This is a genomic window from Streptomyces sp. NPDC057307, from assembly GCF_042667665.1.
Classification (GTDB): Bacteria; Actinomycetota; Actinomycetes; order Streptomycetales; family Streptomycetaceae; genus Streptomyces.
In genome coordinates this window covers 16,540-35,761 of the sequence record NZ_JBHUZM010000056.1, presented here as the reverse complement: position 1 = coordinate 35,761, position 19,222 = coordinate 16,540, and the positions used below count along the sequence as shown (strand labels likewise).

The 19,222-nt window shown below is 71.1% G+C and carries 16 protein-coding genes; 7 read left to right on the top strand and 9 right to left on the bottom strand.

The window, feature by feature from the left end:
* Nucleotides 1-105 precede the first annotated feature (105 nt).
* The 3 genes from ACFUN8_RS20220 to ACFUN8_RS20210 form a co-directional block, all read right to left on the bottom strand.
* Nucleotides 106-1,047, bottom strand: coding sequence for a glycoside hydrolase family 19 protein (locus tag ACFUN8_RS20220; RefSeq protein ID WP_383639215.1), 942 nt, complete (start codon nucleotides 1,045-1,047; stop codon nucleotides 106-108).
* 270 nt (nucleotides 1,048-1,317) lie between these two features.
* Nucleotides 1,318-1,830 carry a GNAT family N-acetyltransferase gene (locus ACFUN8_RS20215; RefSeq protein ID WP_383639212.1) on the bottom strand — a complete coding sequence of 171 codons (513 nt, stop codon included), beginning with the start codon at nucleotides 1,828-1,830 and terminating at the stop codon, nucleotides 1,318-1,320.
* Nucleotides 1,831-1,858: 28 nt separating this feature from the next.
* A complete protein-coding gene (locus ACFUN8_RS20210; RefSeq protein ID WP_383639209.1) occupies nucleotides 1,859-2,653 on the bottom strand; it encodes an SDR family NAD(P)-dependent oxidoreductase in 795 nt (264 codons plus the stop codon).
* 199 nt (nucleotides 2,654-2,852) lie between these two features.
* On the opposite strand from ACFUN8_RS20210, the gene ACFUN8_RS20205 reads away from it, so the two are divergent.
* On the top strand, nucleotides 2,853-3,839 hold the full coding sequence (locus ACFUN8_RS20205; protein WP_383639206.1) for a fibronectin type III domain-containing protein: 987 nt from the start codon (nucleotides 2,853-2,855) through the stop codon (nucleotides 3,837-3,839).
* A 51-nt stretch (nucleotides 3,840-3,890) separates the two neighbouring features.
* Here ACFUN8_RS20205 and ACFUN8_RS20200 read toward each other — a convergent pair whose 3' ends face one another.
* Nucleotides 3,891-4,961, bottom strand: a complete 1,071-nt coding sequence (locus ACFUN8_RS20200) for a DUF6397 family protein (protein ID WP_383639203.1) — start codon at nucleotides 4,959-4,961, stop codon at nucleotides 3,891-3,893.
* 97 nt (nucleotides 4,962-5,058) lie between these two features.
* Nucleotides 5,059-5,478, bottom strand: coding sequence for a roadblock/LC7 domain-containing protein (locus ACFUN8_RS20195; RefSeq protein WP_383639200.1), 420 nt, complete (start codon nucleotides 5,476-5,478; stop codon nucleotides 5,059-5,061).
* 575 nt (nucleotides 5,479-6,053) lie between these two features.
* Here ACFUN8_RS20195 and ACFUN8_RS20190 point away from each other — a divergent pair.
* Nucleotides 6,054-8,027, top strand: coding sequence for an ATP-binding cassette domain-containing protein (locus ACFUN8_RS20190; RefSeq protein WP_383639197.1), 1,974 nt, complete (start codon nucleotides 6,054-6,056; stop codon nucleotides 8,025-8,027).
* 84 nt (nucleotides 8,028-8,111) lie between these two features.
* Here ACFUN8_RS20190 and ACFUN8_RS20185 read toward each other — a convergent pair whose 3' ends face one another.
* Together ACFUN8_RS20185 and ACFUN8_RS20180 are read right to left on the bottom strand one after the other, a co-directional pair.
* Nucleotides 8,112-8,906 (bottom strand): SigB/SigF/SigG family RNA polymerase sigma factor, encoded by a 795-nt coding sequence (locus tag ACFUN8_RS20185; protein WP_383639240.1) that lies wholly within the window; start codon nucleotides 8,904-8,906, stop codon nucleotides 8,112-8,114.
* A 230-nt stretch (nucleotides 8,907-9,136) separates the two neighbouring features.
* Complete coding sequence (locus tag ACFUN8_RS20180) at nucleotides 9,137-10,546, bottom strand: NADP-dependent succinic semialdehyde dehydrogenase (RefSeq protein WP_383639194.1); 1,410 nt, start codon at nucleotides 10,544-10,546, stop codon at nucleotides 9,137-9,139.
* Nucleotides 10,547-10,658: 112 nt separating this feature from the next.
* On the opposite strand from ACFUN8_RS20180, the gene ACFUN8_RS20175 reads away from it, so the two are divergent.
* The 3 genes from ACFUN8_RS20175 (at nucleotide 10,659) to ACFUN8_RS20165 (ending at nucleotide 12,760) form a co-directional block, all read left to right on the top strand.
* On the top strand, nucleotides 10,659-11,258 hold the full coding sequence (locus tag ACFUN8_RS20175) for a class I SAM-dependent methyltransferase (RefSeq protein ID WP_383639191.1): 600 nt from the start codon (nucleotides 10,659-10,661) through the stop codon (nucleotides 11,256-11,258).
* Nucleotides 11,259-11,368: 110 nt separating this feature from the next.
* Complete coding sequence (locus ACFUN8_RS20170) at nucleotides 11,369-11,674, top strand: hypothetical protein (protein WP_382565756.1); 306 nt, start codon at nucleotides 11,369-11,371, stop codon at nucleotides 11,672-11,674.
* A gap of 114 nt (nucleotides 11,675-11,788) precedes the next feature.
* Nucleotides 11,789-12,760, top strand: coding sequence for a hypothetical protein (locus tag ACFUN8_RS20165; protein ID WP_383639187.1), 972 nt, complete (start codon nucleotides 11,789-11,791; stop codon nucleotides 12,758-12,760).
* Nucleotides 12,761-12,851: 91 nt separating this feature from the next.
* Here the strand turns inward: ACFUN8_RS20165 and ACFUN8_RS20160 are convergent, their stop codons facing one another.
* Together ACFUN8_RS20160 and ACFUN8_RS20155 are read right to left on the bottom strand one after the other, a co-directional pair.
* Nucleotides 12,852-13,034, bottom strand: a complete 183-nt coding sequence (locus ACFUN8_RS20160; RefSeq protein WP_031228443.1) for a hypothetical protein — start codon at nucleotides 13,032-13,034, stop codon at nucleotides 12,852-12,854.
* 125 nt (nucleotides 13,035-13,159) lie between these two features.
* Nucleotides 13,160-14,239, bottom strand: a complete 1,080-nt coding sequence (locus ACFUN8_RS20155; protein ID WP_383639184.1) for a fatty acid desaturase family protein — start codon at nucleotides 14,237-14,239, stop codon at nucleotides 13,160-13,162.
* A gap of 315 nt (nucleotides 14,240-14,554) precedes the next feature.
* On the opposite strand from ACFUN8_RS20155, the gene ACFUN8_RS20150 reads away from it, so the two are divergent.
* The gene (locus ACFUN8_RS20150) at nucleotides 14,555-17,671 is read left to right on the top strand and encodes an SNF2-related protein (protein WP_383639237.1); all 3,117 of its coding nucleotides are present in this window, start codon (nucleotides 14,555-14,557) and stop codon (nucleotides 17,669-17,671) included.
* A complete protein-coding gene (locus ACFUN8_RS20145) occupies nucleotides 17,668-18,990 on the top strand; it encodes an SWF or SNF family helicase (RefSeq protein WP_383639181.1) in 1,323 nt (440 codons plus the stop codon). Before ACFUN8_RS20150 ends, ACFUN8_RS20145 begins: the two co-directional genes overlap by 4 nt.
* The last annotated feature ends 232 nt before the right edge of the window (nucleotides 18,991-19,222 follow it).

The following is a 19,222-nucleotide window of genomic DNA, read 5'->3' as shown; positions in this document are numbered from 1 at the left end:
CTGATCCGGTTCGGGGCAGATGGGCCTCTGCCCCGAACCAGTCAACGAGGAGGTCGCAGAACAGTTCTCCGAACTACGTCCGATTGTCGTAGTGACGCCCCGGATTCAGCAGCTGAGGTTGCCGCCGGGCGTGGTGCCGAGGATCTGGACGAAGCTCTGGTACTTGGCGATCCGGCTCTGGACCTGGCCGGGGTTGCCTCCGTTGCACTCGAGGCTTCCGTTGATGCTGCGGATGGTCTCGCCGAATCCACGGCTGTTGACCATCGCGTTGTGCGGGGTCATGGTGCCGGGGCCGTTCTGGGTGTTCCAGTACCAGAGGCCGGTCTTCCAGGCGACGGCCGCGTCGTTCTGGACGAGCCAGGGGTTGTTCAGCAGGTCGATACCGAGGGCGTCGCCCGCGGCCTTGTAGTTGAAGTTCCAGCTGAGCTGGATGGGACCGCGGCCGTAGTACGCGGCCTGGCCGGCGGGGCAGCCGTACGACTGCGAAGTGTCGCAGTAGTGCGGGTAGTTGGCGGTGTTCTGCTCCACGATGTGGACGAGGCCGCCGGTCTCGTGGCTGACGTTGGCGAGGAAGGCCGCGGCCTCCTGGCGCTTGATGGTGTCACTGCCGGTGTTCGCGAAGGCCGGGTAGGCGCTCAGCGCGGCCTTGAGACCGTTGTAGGTGTAGAAGGAATTCCGGCTCGGGAACATCTGGTTGAACTGCGACTCGCTGACCACGAAGCCACCCGTGGGCGGGGGATCCGTCGGGCCGCCACCACAGGCGCCGTTGTCGGCCCAGACGTCGACCGTGCCGGGTCTCTCGTTCTGGGTCCACCACTTCGCCGTCCAGTTGCGGCCGTTGTACGACGCGGTGTCGCCGCCCCAGTAGACGGTGGACGCGTTCCAGCCGGTGGTACAGGCGGCGGCCGACGTGGCTGCCGCCGAGGTCGAGGCGGGTAGGAATACCGCGAGGGCCAAGGCCGAGACCAGTGCGGTGAACAGTGCAAGGATTCGCTGTCGCAAGCGACTCACTCCTTCGCGCGGCCGTCGTTGAGCGACGGCCGCCATGGGGGTGAGGGAACCAAACCGGAATCGCTACTACCTGTCAAGGTCTAGACCAACTGACGATTTTCGGCCGGTCCACTCGCCAATAGGCCGACACACGCCGCCTGTTCGATATGGGTGAGCAGGACATGTCCGCCCCACCGGTCACCGCGAGGCGGACCCGCGACCTGCGACTGGCCCCCACCACAGGGGGAGTTGGCCGGGTCTCGCCATGGATGTGACGCGATCTCGCCCCTGACCGACAGGCGGCGCCGAAGGTACGACCGCCCGCGGTCAGTGGGCAGCCGGGTCCGGCTCCCCCGCGGGCGCCGGGACGGCGCTGCCACCCGGTTCGGGGTACCAGCAGTAACGGACGTCCGGTTCGTTCTCCTCGTTGCCCCGGCCGTCGGTCTTCTCGACCGGGACGAAGCCGTGGCGCTCGTAGAAGCGCCGGGCCGGGCCGTTGATCTGGAACGTCCACAGGGACAGCCCGGCCGGCCGTCGCCGCTTCGCCAGGTCGATCAGGCGGGCGCCGATGCCGCAGCCCCGGTGGTCCGGATCGAGATACAGCTGGTCGACATCGCCGCCCTCGATCACCATCATGCCGACGACCGCCTCCCCGGCGGTCGCCACCCAGGTCTCCTGGGTCGGCAGGACGATGTCGCGGATCCAGGCGTGTACCTGCTGCTCGCTGTGGGGGCGTGTGACGCTCGGGAGGGCGGCCGCGAAGGATCGCAGCCACAGTCCGGAGATGTCGGACGCGTCGGCGGTCACCGCGCGACGGACGACAAGCGTGTTGGTCTGCACAGCGAGCCATCCTGTCATCAATCAGGAATCAGGGAACGATCGAGTCGATGTATCCACCGTCGACACGCACCGCGGCCCCTGTGGTGGCCGACGCGAAAGGCGAGCTGAGGTAGACGACCATGTTCGCGATCTCCTCCGGTTCGATGAGGCGTTGGAGCAGTGACTGCGGCCGGTGCTTGAGCATGAACTCGCGCTGGGCCTCCTCCCAGGGAAGGGACTTGTCGACGAGTTCGTAGACGAAGTCCTCGACGCCGCCGGTGTGTGTGGGCCCCGCGAGTACGGAGTTCACTGTGACGCCGCTCCCCGCCGCCGCCTTCGCGAAGCCGCGCGAGACCCCGAGCAGGGCGGTCTTGGAGACTCCGTAGTGGATCATCTCGGCGGGGACGACGATCGCGGAGTCGCTCGCGATGTACTGGATCCGCCCCCAGCCGCGCTCGGTCATCCCGCCGAGGCAGGCGCGCGTGAGGCGCACGGCGGCGAGGACATTGACCTCGAAGTAGCGCCGCCACTCGTCGTCGCTGATCTCCAGGGCGGGCCGGAAACCGAAGATGCCCAGGTTGTTGATGAGGATGTCCACCTGTGGCACGGCTTCGAGGACCTGCTCGGCGCCGCTCTCGGTGGAGACGTCACCGGGTGCGGCCACGAACTCGGCGTCGGGGTACACGGCGCGCAGGCTGTCGAGCGCGGCGCCCACGGACTTCCCGGAGCGTCCGTTCACCGCGACGCGCGCTCCGGCGCGGGCGAGCCCGGTCGCGATGGCCGCCCCGATGCCCTGGGTGGAGCCGGTGACCAGAGCGGTCTTGCCTGCGAGGTCGATCTGCACGTTCAGTTCCTTCCGGCTGTCTGGTGGGCCAAGGTCATTGTGCGCGGAGGCCCGGGTACGGCACGGTCTGTGGGGCCCTGGTGGAGTGTCGGCTTCCGTCGAGTTCGGATTACGACTGGCACTGCCTCTTGAAGTGAACCCGACAGTGTGTCATATATGTCTAGACCATTGCCCCTTGCTTTCGACGGAGGAGACGATCGTGCGACGGACCCCCACCCAGGTCGCGCTCGTTACCGCTACCGCCCTCACTCTCGTCGCCTGCGGCGGCGGTGACGACAAGGACTCGCAGGCGCCATCGGCACCGACCGGCCTCAGCGTCCAGGCCGGCAGCGCGCTGTCCGCACATGTCATGTGGGCCCAGGCCAAGGACAATGTCGCGGTCAGTGGCTACGTCGTGTACCGCGGGAAGGACAAGGTCAAGGACGTTCCGGCCGACACGACAATGATCGATGTCACGGGCCTCAAGCCGTCCACCGCCTACTCGTTCTCCGTGCGGGCCAAGGACGCCGCCGGCAACCTCTCGCCCCACAGCCAGAAGAAACCCGTCACCACGCCCGCGGTGACCGCCGAGGACAAGAAGGCTCCGGCGAAGCCGGTGAAGCTGCGTGGCAAGCACGACGGTTCGAAGGGCGCCGAGCTGACCTGGAGCGCACCGGGCAAGGGCCAGGGCATCACCTCGTACGACATCCTTCAGGGCGGCTCGAAGATCCACAGCGTGAGCGGCGGCGAGACCGAGGCCAAGGTCACGGGGCTACGGCCGGGCACCGCCTACTCCTTCACCCTCCAGGCCCGCGACGCCGCCGACAACACCTCGCCGGCCAGCGACCCGGTGAAGATCAGCACCCCGAAGGGGCCGGGCGACGACCCGGACACGGCACCGCTCAGCTTCGAGGTCGCGCGCCACAAGAACGTCAAGGAGGGCGCTTACTACCTCGATCTGTCGTGGCTGCCGCCCGAGGTCGACGGTGAGGTGCCCTCGTACGAGATCCATCTCAACGGGAAGCTGACCACCACGCTGGTCTGGGGCAACAAGGCGCCCGTGGGAAAGACGACCGAGAGCGTCTTCGCGGGCAAGAAGCCCGGCGTCAGCTACAAGGTGAAGATCCGCGCGAAGCTGCCGGACGGAGAGTGGGGCAGCTTCTCCCCCGAACTCACCATGGTCACCGGCGAGAAGGCCGCGTCCTGACCGAGCCGGACCGAACCTGTCGGGCCGGGCGGGTCGGGGCCGGGCGTCATCTCACCCGTCGCCGCTGCCACCACGAGGCACGGCGGCGGCCTCCCGGTCCCGGTTGCGCCTGATCCGCAGCCGGGTCAGCAACGGACGCCCCCGCCCGCCACCGTGCGAGACCGGTTCGGCTGTCCGCGCCGGCACGGATGCCGGTGCCGGTGCGGGCGTCGGCGGCGGTGCGGGCGTCGGCGGCGGTGCGGGCGTCGGTGCCACCTCGGGGGCCGTGCCGCTCGGGCGTGGCGCCTCCCGGTCCCGCCGGGCGTCGGCCAGCAGCGCGGTCAGACTGGACCGGTGCCAGCTGATCTCGTCCGGATCATCGGCGGTCAGCAGCCGTTGTACGGTCTCGCGCCCCGCCTCCGATCCCGGACGGCCCGGCGCGAGGTCCGGCCGCAGGCGGTTCAGAGACGCGCGCTCGTAAGGATCCGGTACCAGCTCGGCGAGTTGGAGTGGATCGAGCACGGAACCGACGATCGCCGCACGCTCCCACCGGTCGTCGCTCTCGTGCAGCAGCAGACCGATACGACGGCCACGCCAGTTGCGCGGACGACAGTCCTCCCCCGTCCCCGCCCCCGCAGTTGCCTCGGCCGACTCGACGTCGGTGTCGGCGTCGGCTTCGGAACCACCGGTCGGCGTCCGTGGCTCCGAGCGCGCCCGCGAGTGCATCTTCACCTGTGGCAACCGGCCCGTCAGCAGGCCCGGTTCACCGCTCGCGAATGCCCGTAGCTCCTCGGCCAGATAGAGCCAGACGACCGCTCGATACCGATTGAGATAGAAGCGCACCGGCACCAGATAGCCCGCACGCGCGAGCCGGGTGAAGCGACCGGGGCTGACGTCCATCAGCTCCGCCCCCTCGGCCGTACCCACCGTCCGCACCCGCTCGCGCAGCGCGTCGGGGAAACCCGCCGCCCGCCGCAGCCGCTCGACCTCACCCCGCGCGACCCTCCGGCGGCCGCTCACGGACCCGCCGACGGTACGGACATGCCCCAGCTGTGTGGCCAGTTCGAACTCGCCCCGCCTCAGGCGTAGCTCCTGCGCCGCCCGGCCGGCGGCGAGTGTTTCCGAGATTTCCATGACAGACATCGACGTCTCCCCCGCGAGTGATTGACTACTCTCGGTGACGACCGTATCTCCGCGTCAAGAATCCCGCTTGCCCTGTGGATAACTTCCCGAGGCTCTCTCAGGCGTCCGTCACGGTCGTGTGCGTGGGCCCCGACTGCCTTATCGCGATGCCGAGATGCTCGCCGACGCGATTCACCATCAGCGTCATCTCGTAGGCGATCTGACCGACATCAGCATCCGCGTCACTCAGCACACACAAGCAACTTCCGTCCCCAGCGGCCGTGACGAACAGCAACGCGTCATCGAACTCGATCATGGTCTGCCGCGCCCTGCCCGCGTTGAAGTGCCGACCGGACCCCCGCGCGAGGCTGTGCAGACCCGACGAGACCGCCGCCAGATGCTCGGCGTCCTCACGCGCCAGACCGGAACTGCTCCCGGTCACCAGACCGTCGTTGGACAGCACGAGCGCGTGTCGTATCGGCTCGACCCGACCGGTCAGATCCTCCAGAAGCCAGTCAAGTCCGTCTTCCAACGCCATTCGTGACCACTCTCCCCGTTCAGACAGGTACCGCGCCCTGTGCCCCGTATCTCCCCCGTCGGTCGCCCAGCCTCGCGCACCGACTGCCCACGGGCAAGCGGTCCAGGGGGCTCGGAGCGTCACGCGGAACCGGCCGTTCCCGTCAGCCGGAACGATCACGGCCACGCCGGTCGTATGCCTTCGCAACTCTTCGCCCCGCCGCCGACGACGGACCGCTCCGCGTCCGCAGCCTCCGGCGCCGAGTCACCGTTTCCGTCAATTCACCACCGCAACGCCGTCCCTCGATCGGACCACCTGTCACACGGGAGTGAAACGAACACAGGATTACGGCCACTTTCACGCAGGTCTGTTCATCTCTGCCGTCAACGCGGGATTTCGGTCGAGAATTCGCACCACTCCCCCCCGTTACGGCCACTTGATCAGCAGCGTTCATCCAACGCCCCGCACATCGACGTCGCTCCCGGAGGAACCATGAAGCTCATCCCCGTGCCTCTCGACGTTCACCGCGCGTTCGAGAGACGGCCACTCTCCGCCCGGCCCACGACGCGTCAGGTTGACGCCGGGGGTGGGGTCTCATGAGGCTGCTGAAGCGTCCCAGGCCCGCCGAGAACGCGGTGTCGGACAGCGAACGCGAGTTGTTCGGCGGACCGCTCCGCTACGACACGGGCTGGGCCGACCACGAGTGGGCCTATCTCGAGGTCAGCATGGTGTCCGCCGTTCGCTCGATGCCGAGAATGGTCGCGGGCACCCTGCGGCTCGCGTGGCGGACGGACCGGCCGGCGCTGGTGACCGTCGGCGTCGCCGAGGCCGGCCAGGGGCTGACGGCCGCGCTGGGTCTGCTGGTGGTCAACTCCGTGCTCGGCTCGCTCCTGGCCGGCGGAAGCGCCGCCGACCGGGTCTCCGACGCGCTGCCCGCCCTGATCGTGGGCGCGGTGGTCGCGGTGGCGGGCGCCCTCCTGGCGTCGTGGTCGACGTCGGCGGCCGGCCGACTGGAGCCCAAGGTGGAACGGGCCGCGAACGAGCAGTACTTACGCGCCGCGGCCCGCGTGGAGCTGGAGGCGATCGAGGACGGCGAGTTCCGCCGTCTGATCGACACCGCTCAGCACGGTCCGCCGTCGGCGAGGCGAATGGTCGGTGCCTGCGTCGCCACCATGAACGGTGTCATCTCGCTGCTCGCCGTCGGCGGTGTGCTGACCGTGCTCCACCCGCTGCTGCTTCCGATGCTCCTGCTGATCGCGGCGCCGCGCGGCTGGGGCGCGATGCGGGTGTCGCAGCGGCGGTATCTGTCGGTGATGTCCTGGGTGGAGCATCTGCGTGCCAGCCGTCTCATCGCCGGGCTGCTCATCTCCCGCTCCGCCGCGCACGAGGTACGGGTGCACGGCGTGGGGCGCTTCCTCCTGCGGCACTACCGCAACATGGCCGAGAGCGCGGAGACCGAGGCGACGCGGCTGGCCAAGGACAAGGCCGCTACCGAACTGCTCGCCGCGGCGCTGTCGGGCGTGGCCGCGCTGATCACGTACGGGGCGATGGCCGCGCTCATCATGTCGGGGCGGATGGAGCTGGCCGTGGCGGGCACCGCCGTGATCGCCGTCCGCTCGGGTTCGGCGAGCCTGGGCGCTCTCGTGCTGACCACGAACTCGCTGCACGAGGAGTCTCTGTACGTACGTGACATGGAGCGGTTCCTCGCGGAGGCGGGCAACAGGTCCATCCCGTCCGGCGGCCTCCCGATCCCCGAGCCCACGAAGGTGATCACCCTGGAAGGGGTGTCCTTCAGCTATCCGGACCGGGAAACTCCCGCGCTCGCCGAGCTGTCCCTCACGATCCCGATGGGCTCGGTGGTCGCCCTGGTCGGTGAGAACGGTTCCGGGAAGAGCACGCTCGTGAAGCTCCTCGCCGGGCTGCACCTTCCCGACAGCGGACGGCTGGCGTGGGACGGCGTGGACGTCGCCGAGGCCGACCGCGAGCAGATCTTCGACCGGGTGTCCCTGCTCACCCAGGACTTCGAGCGCTGGCCGGTGACCGCCGGGGCGAACATCGAGATCGGCCGGCCCGACGCCGCCGACGGCGACCTGGCGGCGGCGGCGCGGTACTCGGGGGCGGACCGGATCGCCGAGACTCTACCGAAGGGCTTCCACACCCTGCTGGCCCGCGTGTTCCGCGGGGCGTCCGAGCTGTCCGGCGGTCAGTGGCAGAAGTTCGGCCTGGCGCGTGCCCACTACCGGGACGCCCAGGTGATCGTGGTGGACGAGCCCACGTCGGCCCTCGATCCGGGCTCGGAGATCGCGGCCTTCGACCGGATCCGGGGGCTGGCCGACGAGCGGAGGGCCGTCGTGCTCGTCACGCACCGGATGTCCGGGGTGCGGTACGCGGACCTCATCTACGTACTGCACGAGGGCCGGCTGGTCGAACAGGGCGACCACGAGAGTCTGTTGGCGGCCGGCGGCCGATACGCCTCGATGTTCCACATGCAGGCGGAGCAGTACGGCCACGGGACGGCCGCCGGACCCGGTGTCCCGCACCAGGGCGGATCCGCCGCGCAACCGTCCTGACCGGCGGGTTCGTCCGTGGGCGCCGGACGGGCGGCGCCCACGGACGAACACACCGAAGCGGCGAACCGGCGCGTGTCCCCGGATCTACGCGGCGTCCCGCAGGACATCCCTACGGATGCGCGCGCAGGAGTCGTTGATCAGCCGGGAGACGTGCATCTGCGATATGCCCAGGTCCTCGGCGATGCTGCTCTGTGTCATCCCGCGGAAGAACCTCAGATAGAGGATCTTCTTCTCCCGGTCGGGCAGCCTGCGCAGCCTCGGCTTGACCGACTCACGGTCGACGACCGCGTCCAGCGCCTCGTCCCAGGCGCCGAGGGAGTCGCCGAGCGTGGGGCCCTCCTCCGCGACGGACAGGCTCGCGTCGAGCGACAGCACGCTGAAGCAGTCCATCGCCTCGACACCCATGACCACTTCGTCCTCGGTCATCCCCGCGTGGAAGGCGATCTCCTCGACCGTCGGTGCCATGTTCCCGTGCCGCTGGGCCAGTTCGTCGCGGGCGTCACGCACCCTGCTCCGCAACTCCTGCACCCGCCGGGGCACATGGACGGACCAGAGCCGGTCCCGGAAGTGCCGCTTCAGCTCCCCCGTGATCGTGGGAACGGCGAAGCTCTCGAACGCGGTGCCCCGGTGCGGGTCGTACCGTTCCACGGCCTTGACCAGTCCGATCGCCGCGACCTGCCGCAGATCCTCCAGCGCTTCGCCCCGGTGCCGGAACCTGCCTGCCAGCCGGTCGGCCATCGGGAGCCAGGCGCAGACGATCTCCCCGCGTGTCCGGTCCTTCTCGGGGCCGTCCGGCAGTCCGGCGGCCCGCTCGAAGTCCTCGGAGGTGTCCGGCACGTCCTCGTGCCTCACCCGGTAGGCCATCACCCGAGGGGTCATGATGTTCTTCAGCTCCTCGCTCGACGCGGCCGTCGTCACCGGGGGAGCACACGGCCGGCCGCCGGGCGACGCCCGGAGCGGTACGCCGCTCCACGGACGTGCCTCCTGTCCGAAGCACGAACAGCGTGTGCCCCTGAACATCCCAGGCAAACAGGGGGTGTTCAGGGGCGGTTCGCGTGCGGGGTTCGCTTTCGAGGGCGGGTTCGTGGCGCGCCGGCGCGGCCGGTCCGTCAGCCGTTGCCGTCCGGCTCGGCACCGTGCCAGACGGTCGTGACGTTGCAGAATTCGCGGATCCCGTGTTCCGACAACTCCCGCCCGTAGCCGGAGCGCTTGACGCCGCCGAAGGGGAGCGCGGGGTGGGAGGCGGTCATCCCGTTGAAGAAGACGCCACCGGCCTGGAGGTCGGCCACGAAGCGCCGCACCTCCCCGTCGTCGCGCGTCCAGACGTTGGAGCTGAGACCGAAGGGAGTGTCGTTGGCGACACTCACCGCCTCGTCGAGATCGGCCACACGGTACAGGGTGGCCACCGGGCCGAACGCCTCTTCGTGGTGGATACGCATGTCGGCGGAGATATCCGTAAGGACGGTGGGTTCGTAGTACCAGCCACGGCTCAGGCCGTCGGGACGCCGCCCGCCGCAGCGCGCCATCGCGCCTCGGTTGACCGCGTCGTCGACCAGTTCCTCCAGGTCGGCGCGGCCCTGCTCACTGGCGAGCGGACCGACATCGGTGGACTCGTCCATCGGGTCACCGACGGTCAGCTTCCGCATCCCGGCGACGAAGCGTTCACCGAACGCGTCGTAGACGTCGGCGTGCACGATGAAGCGCTTGGCCGCGATACAGGACTGTCCGTTGTTCTGCACCCGGGCGGTCACCGCGGTCCGCGCGGCCCGGTCGATGTCCGCGGACGGCATGACGATGTACGGGTCGCTGCCGCCGAGTTCCAGTACGGTCCGCTTCACCTCGTCGCCGGCGACTGCGGCGACGGAGCGCCCGGCCGGCTCACTGCCGGTCAGGGTCGCCGCGGCCACCCGGCGGTCGCGCAGGATGCCCTCGATGGCGTCGGACCCCACGAGCAGCGTCTGGAAGCAGCCCTCGGGGAAACCCGCCCTCCTGAAGAGGCCGTCGAGATACAGCGCGGTCTGCGGGACGTTCGACGCGTGCTTGAGCAGACCGACGTTGCCCGCCATGAGGGCGGGGGCGGCGAACCGTACGACCTGCCAGAGCGGGAAGTTCCACGGCATGACCGCCAGCACGACGCCCAGCGGGCGGTAGCGGACGTAGGCGCGTGCGGCGCCGGAGTCCTGGACGTCGGCGGTCGACGGGTGCTCGTCGGCGAGCAGTTCCCGTGCGTGCCGCGCGTACCAGCGCATCGACTTCGCGCACTTCGCCGCCTCCGCGCGTGCGGCACCGATCGGCTTGCCCATCTCGGTGGTCATGGTGCGGGCGATCTCGTCCTGATCCTCCTCAAGGAGGTCGGCCGCGCGGTTCATCAGCGTGGCCCGGTGGTCGAAGTCCGTGGTGCGATACCGGTCGAAGGCGGCGGCAGCCGCGGCCAGCCGCCGCTCGATCTCCTCGGACCCCAGGGCGTCGAACGTCTTCAGGGTCTCGCCGGTGGCGGGATCGACCGTGGCGATGGGCATGGGACAGTCCTCCTCTGACTCGGTGCTTCGACACTCGCGCGGCGGGGGCGGCCCCGCAACGCGGGCGGGACGGGGCGCGGCAGGGCCGTACGCGGCGGGGGATCATGTACCCATGGCCCACGACCACACGCACGTACAGGAATTCTTCGGTGTCCGGGCGGCGGACTGGGACGCGCGCTTCCCCGACGACGGCCCGGCCTACGCCGCCGCTGCGGCCGCCATGGGGCTGCGTGGCGGCGACAGCGTCCTGGACGCGGGCTGCGGCACCGGGCGCGCGCTGACGGCCCTGCGGGACGCCGTGGGGCCGCGGGGCACCGTGCTGGGCGCCGATCTCACCCCCGAGATGCTCGCGGCGGCCGTACGCAGCGGTCGCGACGCGGTCGGTGCCCTGCTCCTCGCCGACGTGGCACGCCTGCCCCTGCGCGCGAGCTCCCTCGACGCGGTCTTCGCCGCCGGGCTGATCGCCCATCTGCCGGAGCCCGCCACGAATCTGCGGGAGCTGGCCAGGGTCGTACGGCCCGGTGGGCGGCTGGCGCTCTTCCACCCGATCGGGCGGGCCGCGCTGGCCGCCCGGCAGGGGCGGCGGATCACACCGGACGATCTCCGCGCCGAGGGCATGCTGCGTCCGCTGCTCGCGGGGGCGGGCTGGCGGCTCGTCTCGTACGTCGACGAGGACGACCGCTTTCTCGCCCTCGCCGTACGCGAGGGTTGAGCCACCCGGTCGGCCGGGGCGACCCGTACCGAGTGCACCGTCATGTGAACGGGTATCGAACCTACGTAGGAGGCGGGGTCCCCGAGGGATGTGCGGAAGGTGGACGGACGATGTTCGACAAGCTGCGTCGGTTGTTCGTTTCGAACCGGACCGCCGCGCCGGTCGCCGAGCCGGCCGCGTCGTCCCGGAGCCGGACACGGCAGCCCAACCTCTTCGAGGCGGCTGCCACCTATGTCGCGGCGACCGCCGACGACGACCAGGACCGGATGGACGAGGCGTCCGGCTGGGTCTCCCCCGAGGCGCTGTCCTTCGGGGTCAGCGAGCTGGCGTGCCGGGCCGTGATCGCACTGGCGCGGGAGCGGGACGAGTCCCCTCAGACGGTGGCACGCAGCCTCCTGGGGCTGCCCGCCGCGTGACGGCGTGACCCCGACGCGCTCGGCGCTCCCGCCGACCTCTCGACGGCCGGGCGGCCGACTGGCTAAGGTGCGCCGACGACCGATCGGACACGCCCGATCGGATGGGGAGGTGCCGTGACAGGTACGGACGAATCCACCGATGAGGACGCACTGTTCGTGCTGTCGGCCGTACTGCTGACACCCGCGCAGTTCCCCAGCGTGCTCGGCGACGACTTCCCCGAGGCGTGCGCGGCGCTCGGGCTGGAGCCGTACGACCGCGGGTACGGGCTCGTGCTGGGCCAGGACGGTACCGGCGCGCGCTGGACGGTGGCCGTCGACGACGTGTCGCTGGTGGCCGTCGCCATCGCCGCCTGGGACTGCGGCATGGAGTACGACCTGTCTCCCGACGAACGCACGGTGGTCGCGGCGCTTCCCGGCTGGCCGCTGGCCCTCTCCGTCGCGGCGCCGGGGATCCCCGCGCCGCACGATCCCGATCCGGAGCCGGGCGCGGACGACGACGGAGCGAGACCGACGCTCGCGCCGCCCGACACGACGAGCTGGGGGGCGGCGCAGCGCCGGCTCGGCGCGGACGAGATCGCGCTGCAGTGGGAGGCGTGGCGCGCGCAGTTCGACTCCGAGGACGAGCAGCGGCGCACGGACGCGGACGACGGGCCGCCGGCCGAGGACGCGGGCGGAGACGGGGACGCGGACGCCGCATCCGCCGAGAACGAGCGCGACGACGGCGACGACGGCGATACCGACGAGGCTGCCGCGGAGAAGCCCACGGCGGACGCGACGGTAGCGGCGGAGGACGGCGGCCCCGGCGGCCTCGGAGTGCTCCACGAGGGCGTACGCCGCGTGCTGAAGGAGCTGCACGGCTATCTGGAGGCGTCTCCCCCGCTGGGCCGGGTCCGCTCCGGCTTCGCGCCCGCGGGCGCGCGGATGCTGCGGGCGGACGGACCGGGCTGGTCCCTCGTCGCCAGGACCGACGACATCGCCTACATCCTGCTGGACGACGAACCGAACGAAGTACTGCCGGTGGGCCGCGGGCCCGAGCTGCCGAAGCTCCTCGAAGCGCTCGACAGGATCGCTGTCCGCCCGTCCTGACCTGCGCGGCAGTGCACGAAGCCCCGTACGCGGTCCGGACCGATGACACGGTCCGGTGTACGTACGGGGCCTTCCGCGGGTCAGCGCCGGGTCAGCGGCCGATCTCCTTGCGCGTGATGCGCTTGAGCCGACGACGCTGCGACGGGTCGAGCATCAGATAGGCCACGGCGGGCACGCCGAGCACCACCAGCAGCGACATCCAGAATCCGATGAATGGAATCAGGAGAAGACCGACGGCCACTCCCCCGACAGCGATCTTTGCCCTAGTCGACATTTTCGACGCCTCCTCCGCGGCCGAAGCCGCTCACTGCTGATAGAACGCTCGCGGGCGTCCGCCAGTTCCACTATGCGCCGCCGACGTGCGCGGCGCCCCGGTGAGCGGCTCTCGGTCGCGCGGAGTCAGGCCGCCTCGCGCAGCGGCGCGCCCACCTCGTGCAGGTGTCCGAGCGCCTGGCGGTAGGAGTCGACGAGGCTCGTCTCCACGTAGGCGACCTCCATCTCCTCGCAGTACGCGCGGACCACCGGCTGGGCGAGCTTCAGGTGAGGACGGGGCATGCTCGGGAAGAGGTGGTGCTCGACCTGGTAGTTCAGGCCGCCCAGGAACCAGTCGGTGAAGAATCCGCCCCGGATGTTGCGAGAGGTCAGGACCTGCTTGCGCAGGTGGCCCCAGCTCGCGAACTCCTCCTCGGTCGGGATCGTCATGCCCTTGTGGTTCGGCGCGAACGCCATGCCCAGGTGGAGGCCGTAGATCATCTGGTGGATGAGCAGGAAGACGACGGCCTGGCCGACGCTGAGCGTGGTGAACAGCAGCGCGAGGTAGGCGATGACGTGCACCACGAGCAGTGAGCCTTCGAGGAAGCGCTCACGCGGCTTCTGACGCTGATTGGCGCGCGAGAAGACGGACTGGAATCCGTACACCTTGAGGGCGATGCCCTCCAGCGTCGTCAGCGGGAAGAACATCACGGCCTGGTGGCGGGTGAGCCAGCGGCGGAATCCCTTGCGACCGCCGGTCTGGTGCTGCGCGAAGACGAGGATGTCGGCACCGACGTCCGGGTCCTTCTCCAGGTGGTTGGGATTGGCGTGGTGGCGGTTGTGCTTGTCGTTCCACCAGTCTTGGCTCATTCCGAGCAGAAGATTGGCGTGGAAAAGCTGTACGAGACGGTTCCTACCGCGAGTGGTCGCTATCTGGGCGTGGCCCGCGTCATGCGCGATGAACGACATCTGGGCCGACACGAGCGCCAGCGCCGGGGCCAGGAGCAGCGCCCACCAGGACTCCCCGATCAGCACCAGGCCCGTCACGATCGCCGCCAGTTCAATCAGGTTGACGGCGATACCCCGGGCGTACCAGGCGGTCCGCCGATCGAGGAGGCCCTGCTCCCGGACAGTCCGCAGAAGGGGCGCGAAGTCGCTGCCGCCTGTGCGGGCGGCAGGGGGGCCGGGGTTGGTGGTCTCCGCGACTTCTGCGGGGGCCTGGGGCATGTCGGTCTCCGGTCTGTAGGCCGACGATCGTGTAGATCGTTTAGGTAGAAAATGGCAGGGCTGTGAGGCTGTTCGAGTGGCGCTGTTGGAGCTTGATCGCGCCGATCGGGAGAAACGTACGCGGAGTTGGCCCTCCAAAGCCATGCGGCCAACACCCCGAGGCGATGGGGGTTATTCCCGACCAGGGGGGTGGTGCTGCCTACACCCCCCTCGTCCGCCCATGATTCTTGTCACTGTCCGCTGCCACCCAACGGCGTTCCGCCCGAGGTACCCTCGGCCGCTCCACCTTCACTAGTCAAACTTGAGGAATGTGTCATCTCCGTACACAGGCCCCCTGCGGCTACGCCCTCCCAGATCGCCGAACTCGCCCGCTGCCACGCGCTTTTCGTGCCCGCCGACCCGGCCCGTGCCGGCCGGATCGCCTTCTGGCACCCGGACGGCGCCGCTCTGCCCGACCTGCCCGGCGTGCCGGACACGGCGGCCTCGCAGGACTCCCCGCACTCCCCACACTCGCCGGACCCGGCCGGGTCAGCCGGGTCGACCGTGTCGACCGCTTCCGTCGAGGACCTGACCGTCGTCGGCGACGACGTACGGCTCCGTACCGTCCGGGCGCTGTTCTTGCCCGTGCGGGACGCGCTGCCGGTGCTGACCCGCGCCAGGGCCTCGGCGCACGCCTCGCCCGCGGCGGCCTTCTGGGGCGCCGCGTCCCTGCTCGCCCTGCAGCTCGCCGCGCGAGGCAAGTTGCTGCCCGGACTCTCGACGGGCGGCCACGACGCCTGGCGGGCCGGGCCCGTCGCCGCCGAGGACCTGGAGCGCATCCGCGCCCTCGCCGCCTCGATGCCGCCGGCAGCGCACGCCGTACCGCTCGACGCCGCGGCGACGGGCCCGCTCCTGCTCCCGGAGCCGGAGCGGCTGCTGCGGCGGTTCCTCGACGCGGTCGCCGACGGTCTCGTACGCACGCCCGCCGCGCCGATCGCCGCCGGATCTCCCGCCTTCGCCGCGCCGGAGCCGCGCCGGCTGCCCGAACTGCGCGGCTGGGCCGCCGACGTGGCGGCCGGACACGACGCGGGCGTCCGGCTGTCGCTCCGGGTCGAGCTGCCCGGCCTGGCCGCCGTACCGAACGGTGACCGTGCGGACGGCGGCCGTTACGACGGCGCCTCCACCGAAGGCGACTCCCCCGACAGCGACGTTCTCGGATCCGCCCCCGCGTTCCGCGCCGTCCTACAGATGCACAGCGTCAGCGATCCGACGGTCGTCGCCGACGCCGGCGAGGTGTGGGCCGGTACGGGGGTCACGGACGCCTCGGGCGAGGCATTCGGCCCCCGGGCCCGGATGGACGCCCTACTGGCGCTCAGGCGCGCCGCACGGGCCTGGCCGCCGCTCACGCCGCTCCTGTCGGCCACGGTGCCCGACGCCATCGACCTCGCCGACGAGGAGGTCACCGAACTGCTCGGGGAGGCATCCCGCGCGCTGGCCGCCACCGGCGTCCTGGTGCACTGGCCGAAGGCACTGGCCCGGAAGCTGACGGCGCGCGCCGTCATCGGTCCGCCCGGTGACGGCCCCGGCCCCCGGTCGCACGGAGCGTCGGGCGACACGCCGGGCGGAGCGCTCGACGACGAGGACGACACGCCGGGAGGCAAGCGCGCGGACAAGGGCGGTTCGGACCTGCCGTCCTTCCTGTCCGCCGACGCGCTGCTCGCCTTCAACTGGCGCTTCGCGCTGGGCGACCAGGAACTGACCCGCGCCGAACTGGACCGGCTCGCCGAGGCGACCCGCCCTGTCGTACGGCTGCGCGACCAGTGGGTCCTCATCGATCCCGAGGAGGCCAGGCGGGCCCGGGAGAGCCAGGACCGCAAGCTCACCCCGGTCGACGCGCTCGGAGCCGTACTCACCGGGTCCACCGAGGTGGACGGGCGCCGGGTCGAGGTGCACGCGTCGGGCTGGCTCGCGGCGCTGCGCGACCGCCTCGCCGACCCGGAGGCCGCCGACCTGGAGATCGGCCAGCCCGCGGCCCTGACGGCGACGCTGCGCGACTACCAGCTGCGCGGCCTCAACTGGCTGCACCGGATGACCTCGCTGGGTCTCGGCGGCTGTCTCGCCGACGACATGGGACTCGGCAAGACCATCACGGTCATCGCGCTCCATCTGCACCGGCAGAGTGACGAGTCGGCGGCGGGTCCCACCCTGGTGGTCTGTCCGACGTCGCTGATGGGCAACTGGCAGCGTGAGATCGAGCGGTTCGCACCCGGCACACCGGTGCGTCGCTTCCACGGCGCGTCGCGCGGCCTGGACGCCCTCGCGGACGGCGAGTTCGTGCTCACGACGTACGGCACGATGCGCCTGGACGCGGCGAGACTCGCCACGGCCGAGTGGGGCATGGTCGTCGCCGACGAGGCGCAGCACGTGAAGAATCCGTACTCGTCGACCGCCGGTCAGCTGCGCACCATCGGAGCCAAGGCGCGCGTCGCCCTGTCCGGCACCCCGGTGGAGAACAACCTCTCCGAGCTGTGGGCGATCCTCGACTGGACGACGCCTGGCCTCCTCGGCCGGCTCGCCACCTTCCGTACGCGTTACGCGCAGGCGGTCGAGGGCGGCGACCCGGGGGCGGCGGAGCGACTGTCCGCGCTGGTACGGCCGTTCCTGCTGCGGCGCCGCAAGTCGGATCCGGGCATCGCGCCCGAACTGCCGCCGAAGACGGAGACCGACCGCGCGGTGTCACTCACCACGGAGCAGGCGGGGCTCTACGAGGCGGTCGTACGCGAAACCCTCGCGGCGATCTCGGCGGCGGACGGCATGGAACGCCGCGGCCTCGTCATGAAGCTGCTGACATCGCTCAAGCAGATCTGCAACCATCCCGCGCAGTTCCTGAAGGAGAGCGACTCCCCGCGTGTCGCAGGGCGTTCGGGGAAGGTCGAGCTGCTCGACGAACTGCTCGACACGATCCTCGCCGAGGAGGCGAGCGTGCTCGTCTTCACGCAGTACGTACAGATGGCGCGGCTCCTCGAAGGGCATCTGGCCGCGCGCGGCGTGCCGACGCAGTTCCTGCACGGCGGCACGCCTGTTCAGCAGCGCGAAGTAATGGTGCGTCGGTTCCAGGAGGGTGAGGTCCCGGTCTTCCTGCTGTCGTTGAAGGCGGCGGGCACCGGACTGAACCTGACCCGCGCGGAACATGTCGTGCACTTCGACCGCTGGTGGAACCCGGCCGTCGAGGCACAGGCGACGGACCGCGCCTATCGCATCGGCCAGAACCGGCCGGTGCAGGTGCACCGCATGATCGCCGAGGGCACGATCGAGGACCGGATCGCCGACATGCTGGCGCGCAAGCAGCAACTGGCGGACTCCGTCCTCGGCACCGGCGGCGAGGCGGCACTGACCGAACTGACCGACGACGAGCTGGCCGATCTGGTCGAGCTGCGAGGGAGTGCGCGATGACCGGAGCCGACAGCGGTAGCGGCGGTCGCGGTGGGGACGGGAACGAGCGCGTCTTCGCCGCCCTGCCGCCCGCGCAGGGGCGCGCCTTCGCGCAGACCTGGTGGGGACGGGCGTGGCTGAAGGCCCTTGAGGACACGGCGCTCGACTTGCAGCAGCTCAAGAAGGGGCGCAAGCAGGCCCGTGAGGGGGCGGTCGGCGCGGTGTCCGTACGGCCCGGGAGGATCACGGCCGTCGTACGGGACAGGGACGGCACGGCGCAGCGCAGCGACGTGCTGCTGCAGCAGCTCGGTACGGAGGAGTGGGACCGGTTCCTGGACATGGCGGTCGAGCGCTCGGGGCACATCGCCGCGCTGCTGGACCGGGACATGCCCCCGCATCTTGTGGAGGACGCGGCGGGCGCCGGGGTGGAACTGCTGCCCGGCATCGGCGACCTGGAGCCGGAGTGTGACTGCGACGCCTGGGACCTGTGCCCGCATACGGCGGCCCTGTGCTATCAGGTGGCGCGGCTGTTGGACGAGGATCCGTTCGTCCTCCTACTGATGCGAGGCCGGGGCGAGCGGCAACTGCTCGACGAGTTGCAGGTGCGCTCGGCGCGGGCCGCACGCACGCGCCAGGGCCCGGCCGAGGGCACGGCCGAAGGCGGCGGGAGCGCCGACGAGCCGGCGGGGATAGCCGCGGACGAGGCCTTCGCCGCGCGGGACATCCTGCCGCCGCTGCCGCCTCCCCCGCCGGTCCCGGAGGAGCCGGGCCCGCCGCCGTCCCTGGACACGGAGGCGGAGCCTCCGCCCGGGATTGACGCGGACGCCCTGGAGTTCCTGGCGGCCGACGCGGCGGGACGGGCACTGCGGCTGCTGGTCGACGCGGTCGCCGCCGGGCACGAACGGCAGCCGCTCGACGTGGAGTTGACACCTGGCCAGGACGCCGTCCGGCTGGCGGCCGCGTGCGGCGATCCGCTGATCGCGGTACGGCTCGCCGGGGGCACGGGCCGGCAGCGCGCCGAACTGGACCTGGCGGTGGACGCCTGGCGCCACGGCGGCGCGGCGGCTCTCGCCGTACTGGAGGAGGAGTGGCAGCCGGAGCCCGAGGCACTGGCGCGTGCGAAGGCGGACCTGGCGGGGGCCTGGGAGGACAGCGAACGGCCGCGGCTGCGTCCGGGGGTGGCGGGGCGCTGGACGGTCGTGGGAGCGGACGCGCAGCTCCGCTACGGGCGTGACGGGCGCTGGTGGCCGTATCGCAAGGTCCGGGCCCGCTGGGCCCCTTCGGGGCCGCCGGCCCTCGATCCGGCGTCGGCGCTGGCGAGCCTGGGGGCGGAGGTCTGACGGCGGCGGTCCGACGGCATGGGGCGGGGCGGGCCTGTCCCCCAACCCGCCCCTTCCCGGCGGTGTCGATATGCGGCTCCGCCGCGCGAGGGGCTCCGCCCCGGACCCCGCGCCTCAAACCCCGGCGGGGCTGAAGCTGCCCGGCCCGCGCCTCCAACAGCGGCGGGGCTGAGCAGCCCCCTCGGGCTCAAGGCGTCGGCGGGCTGAGAGCCGCCCGGCGGGAGCCTTGCCC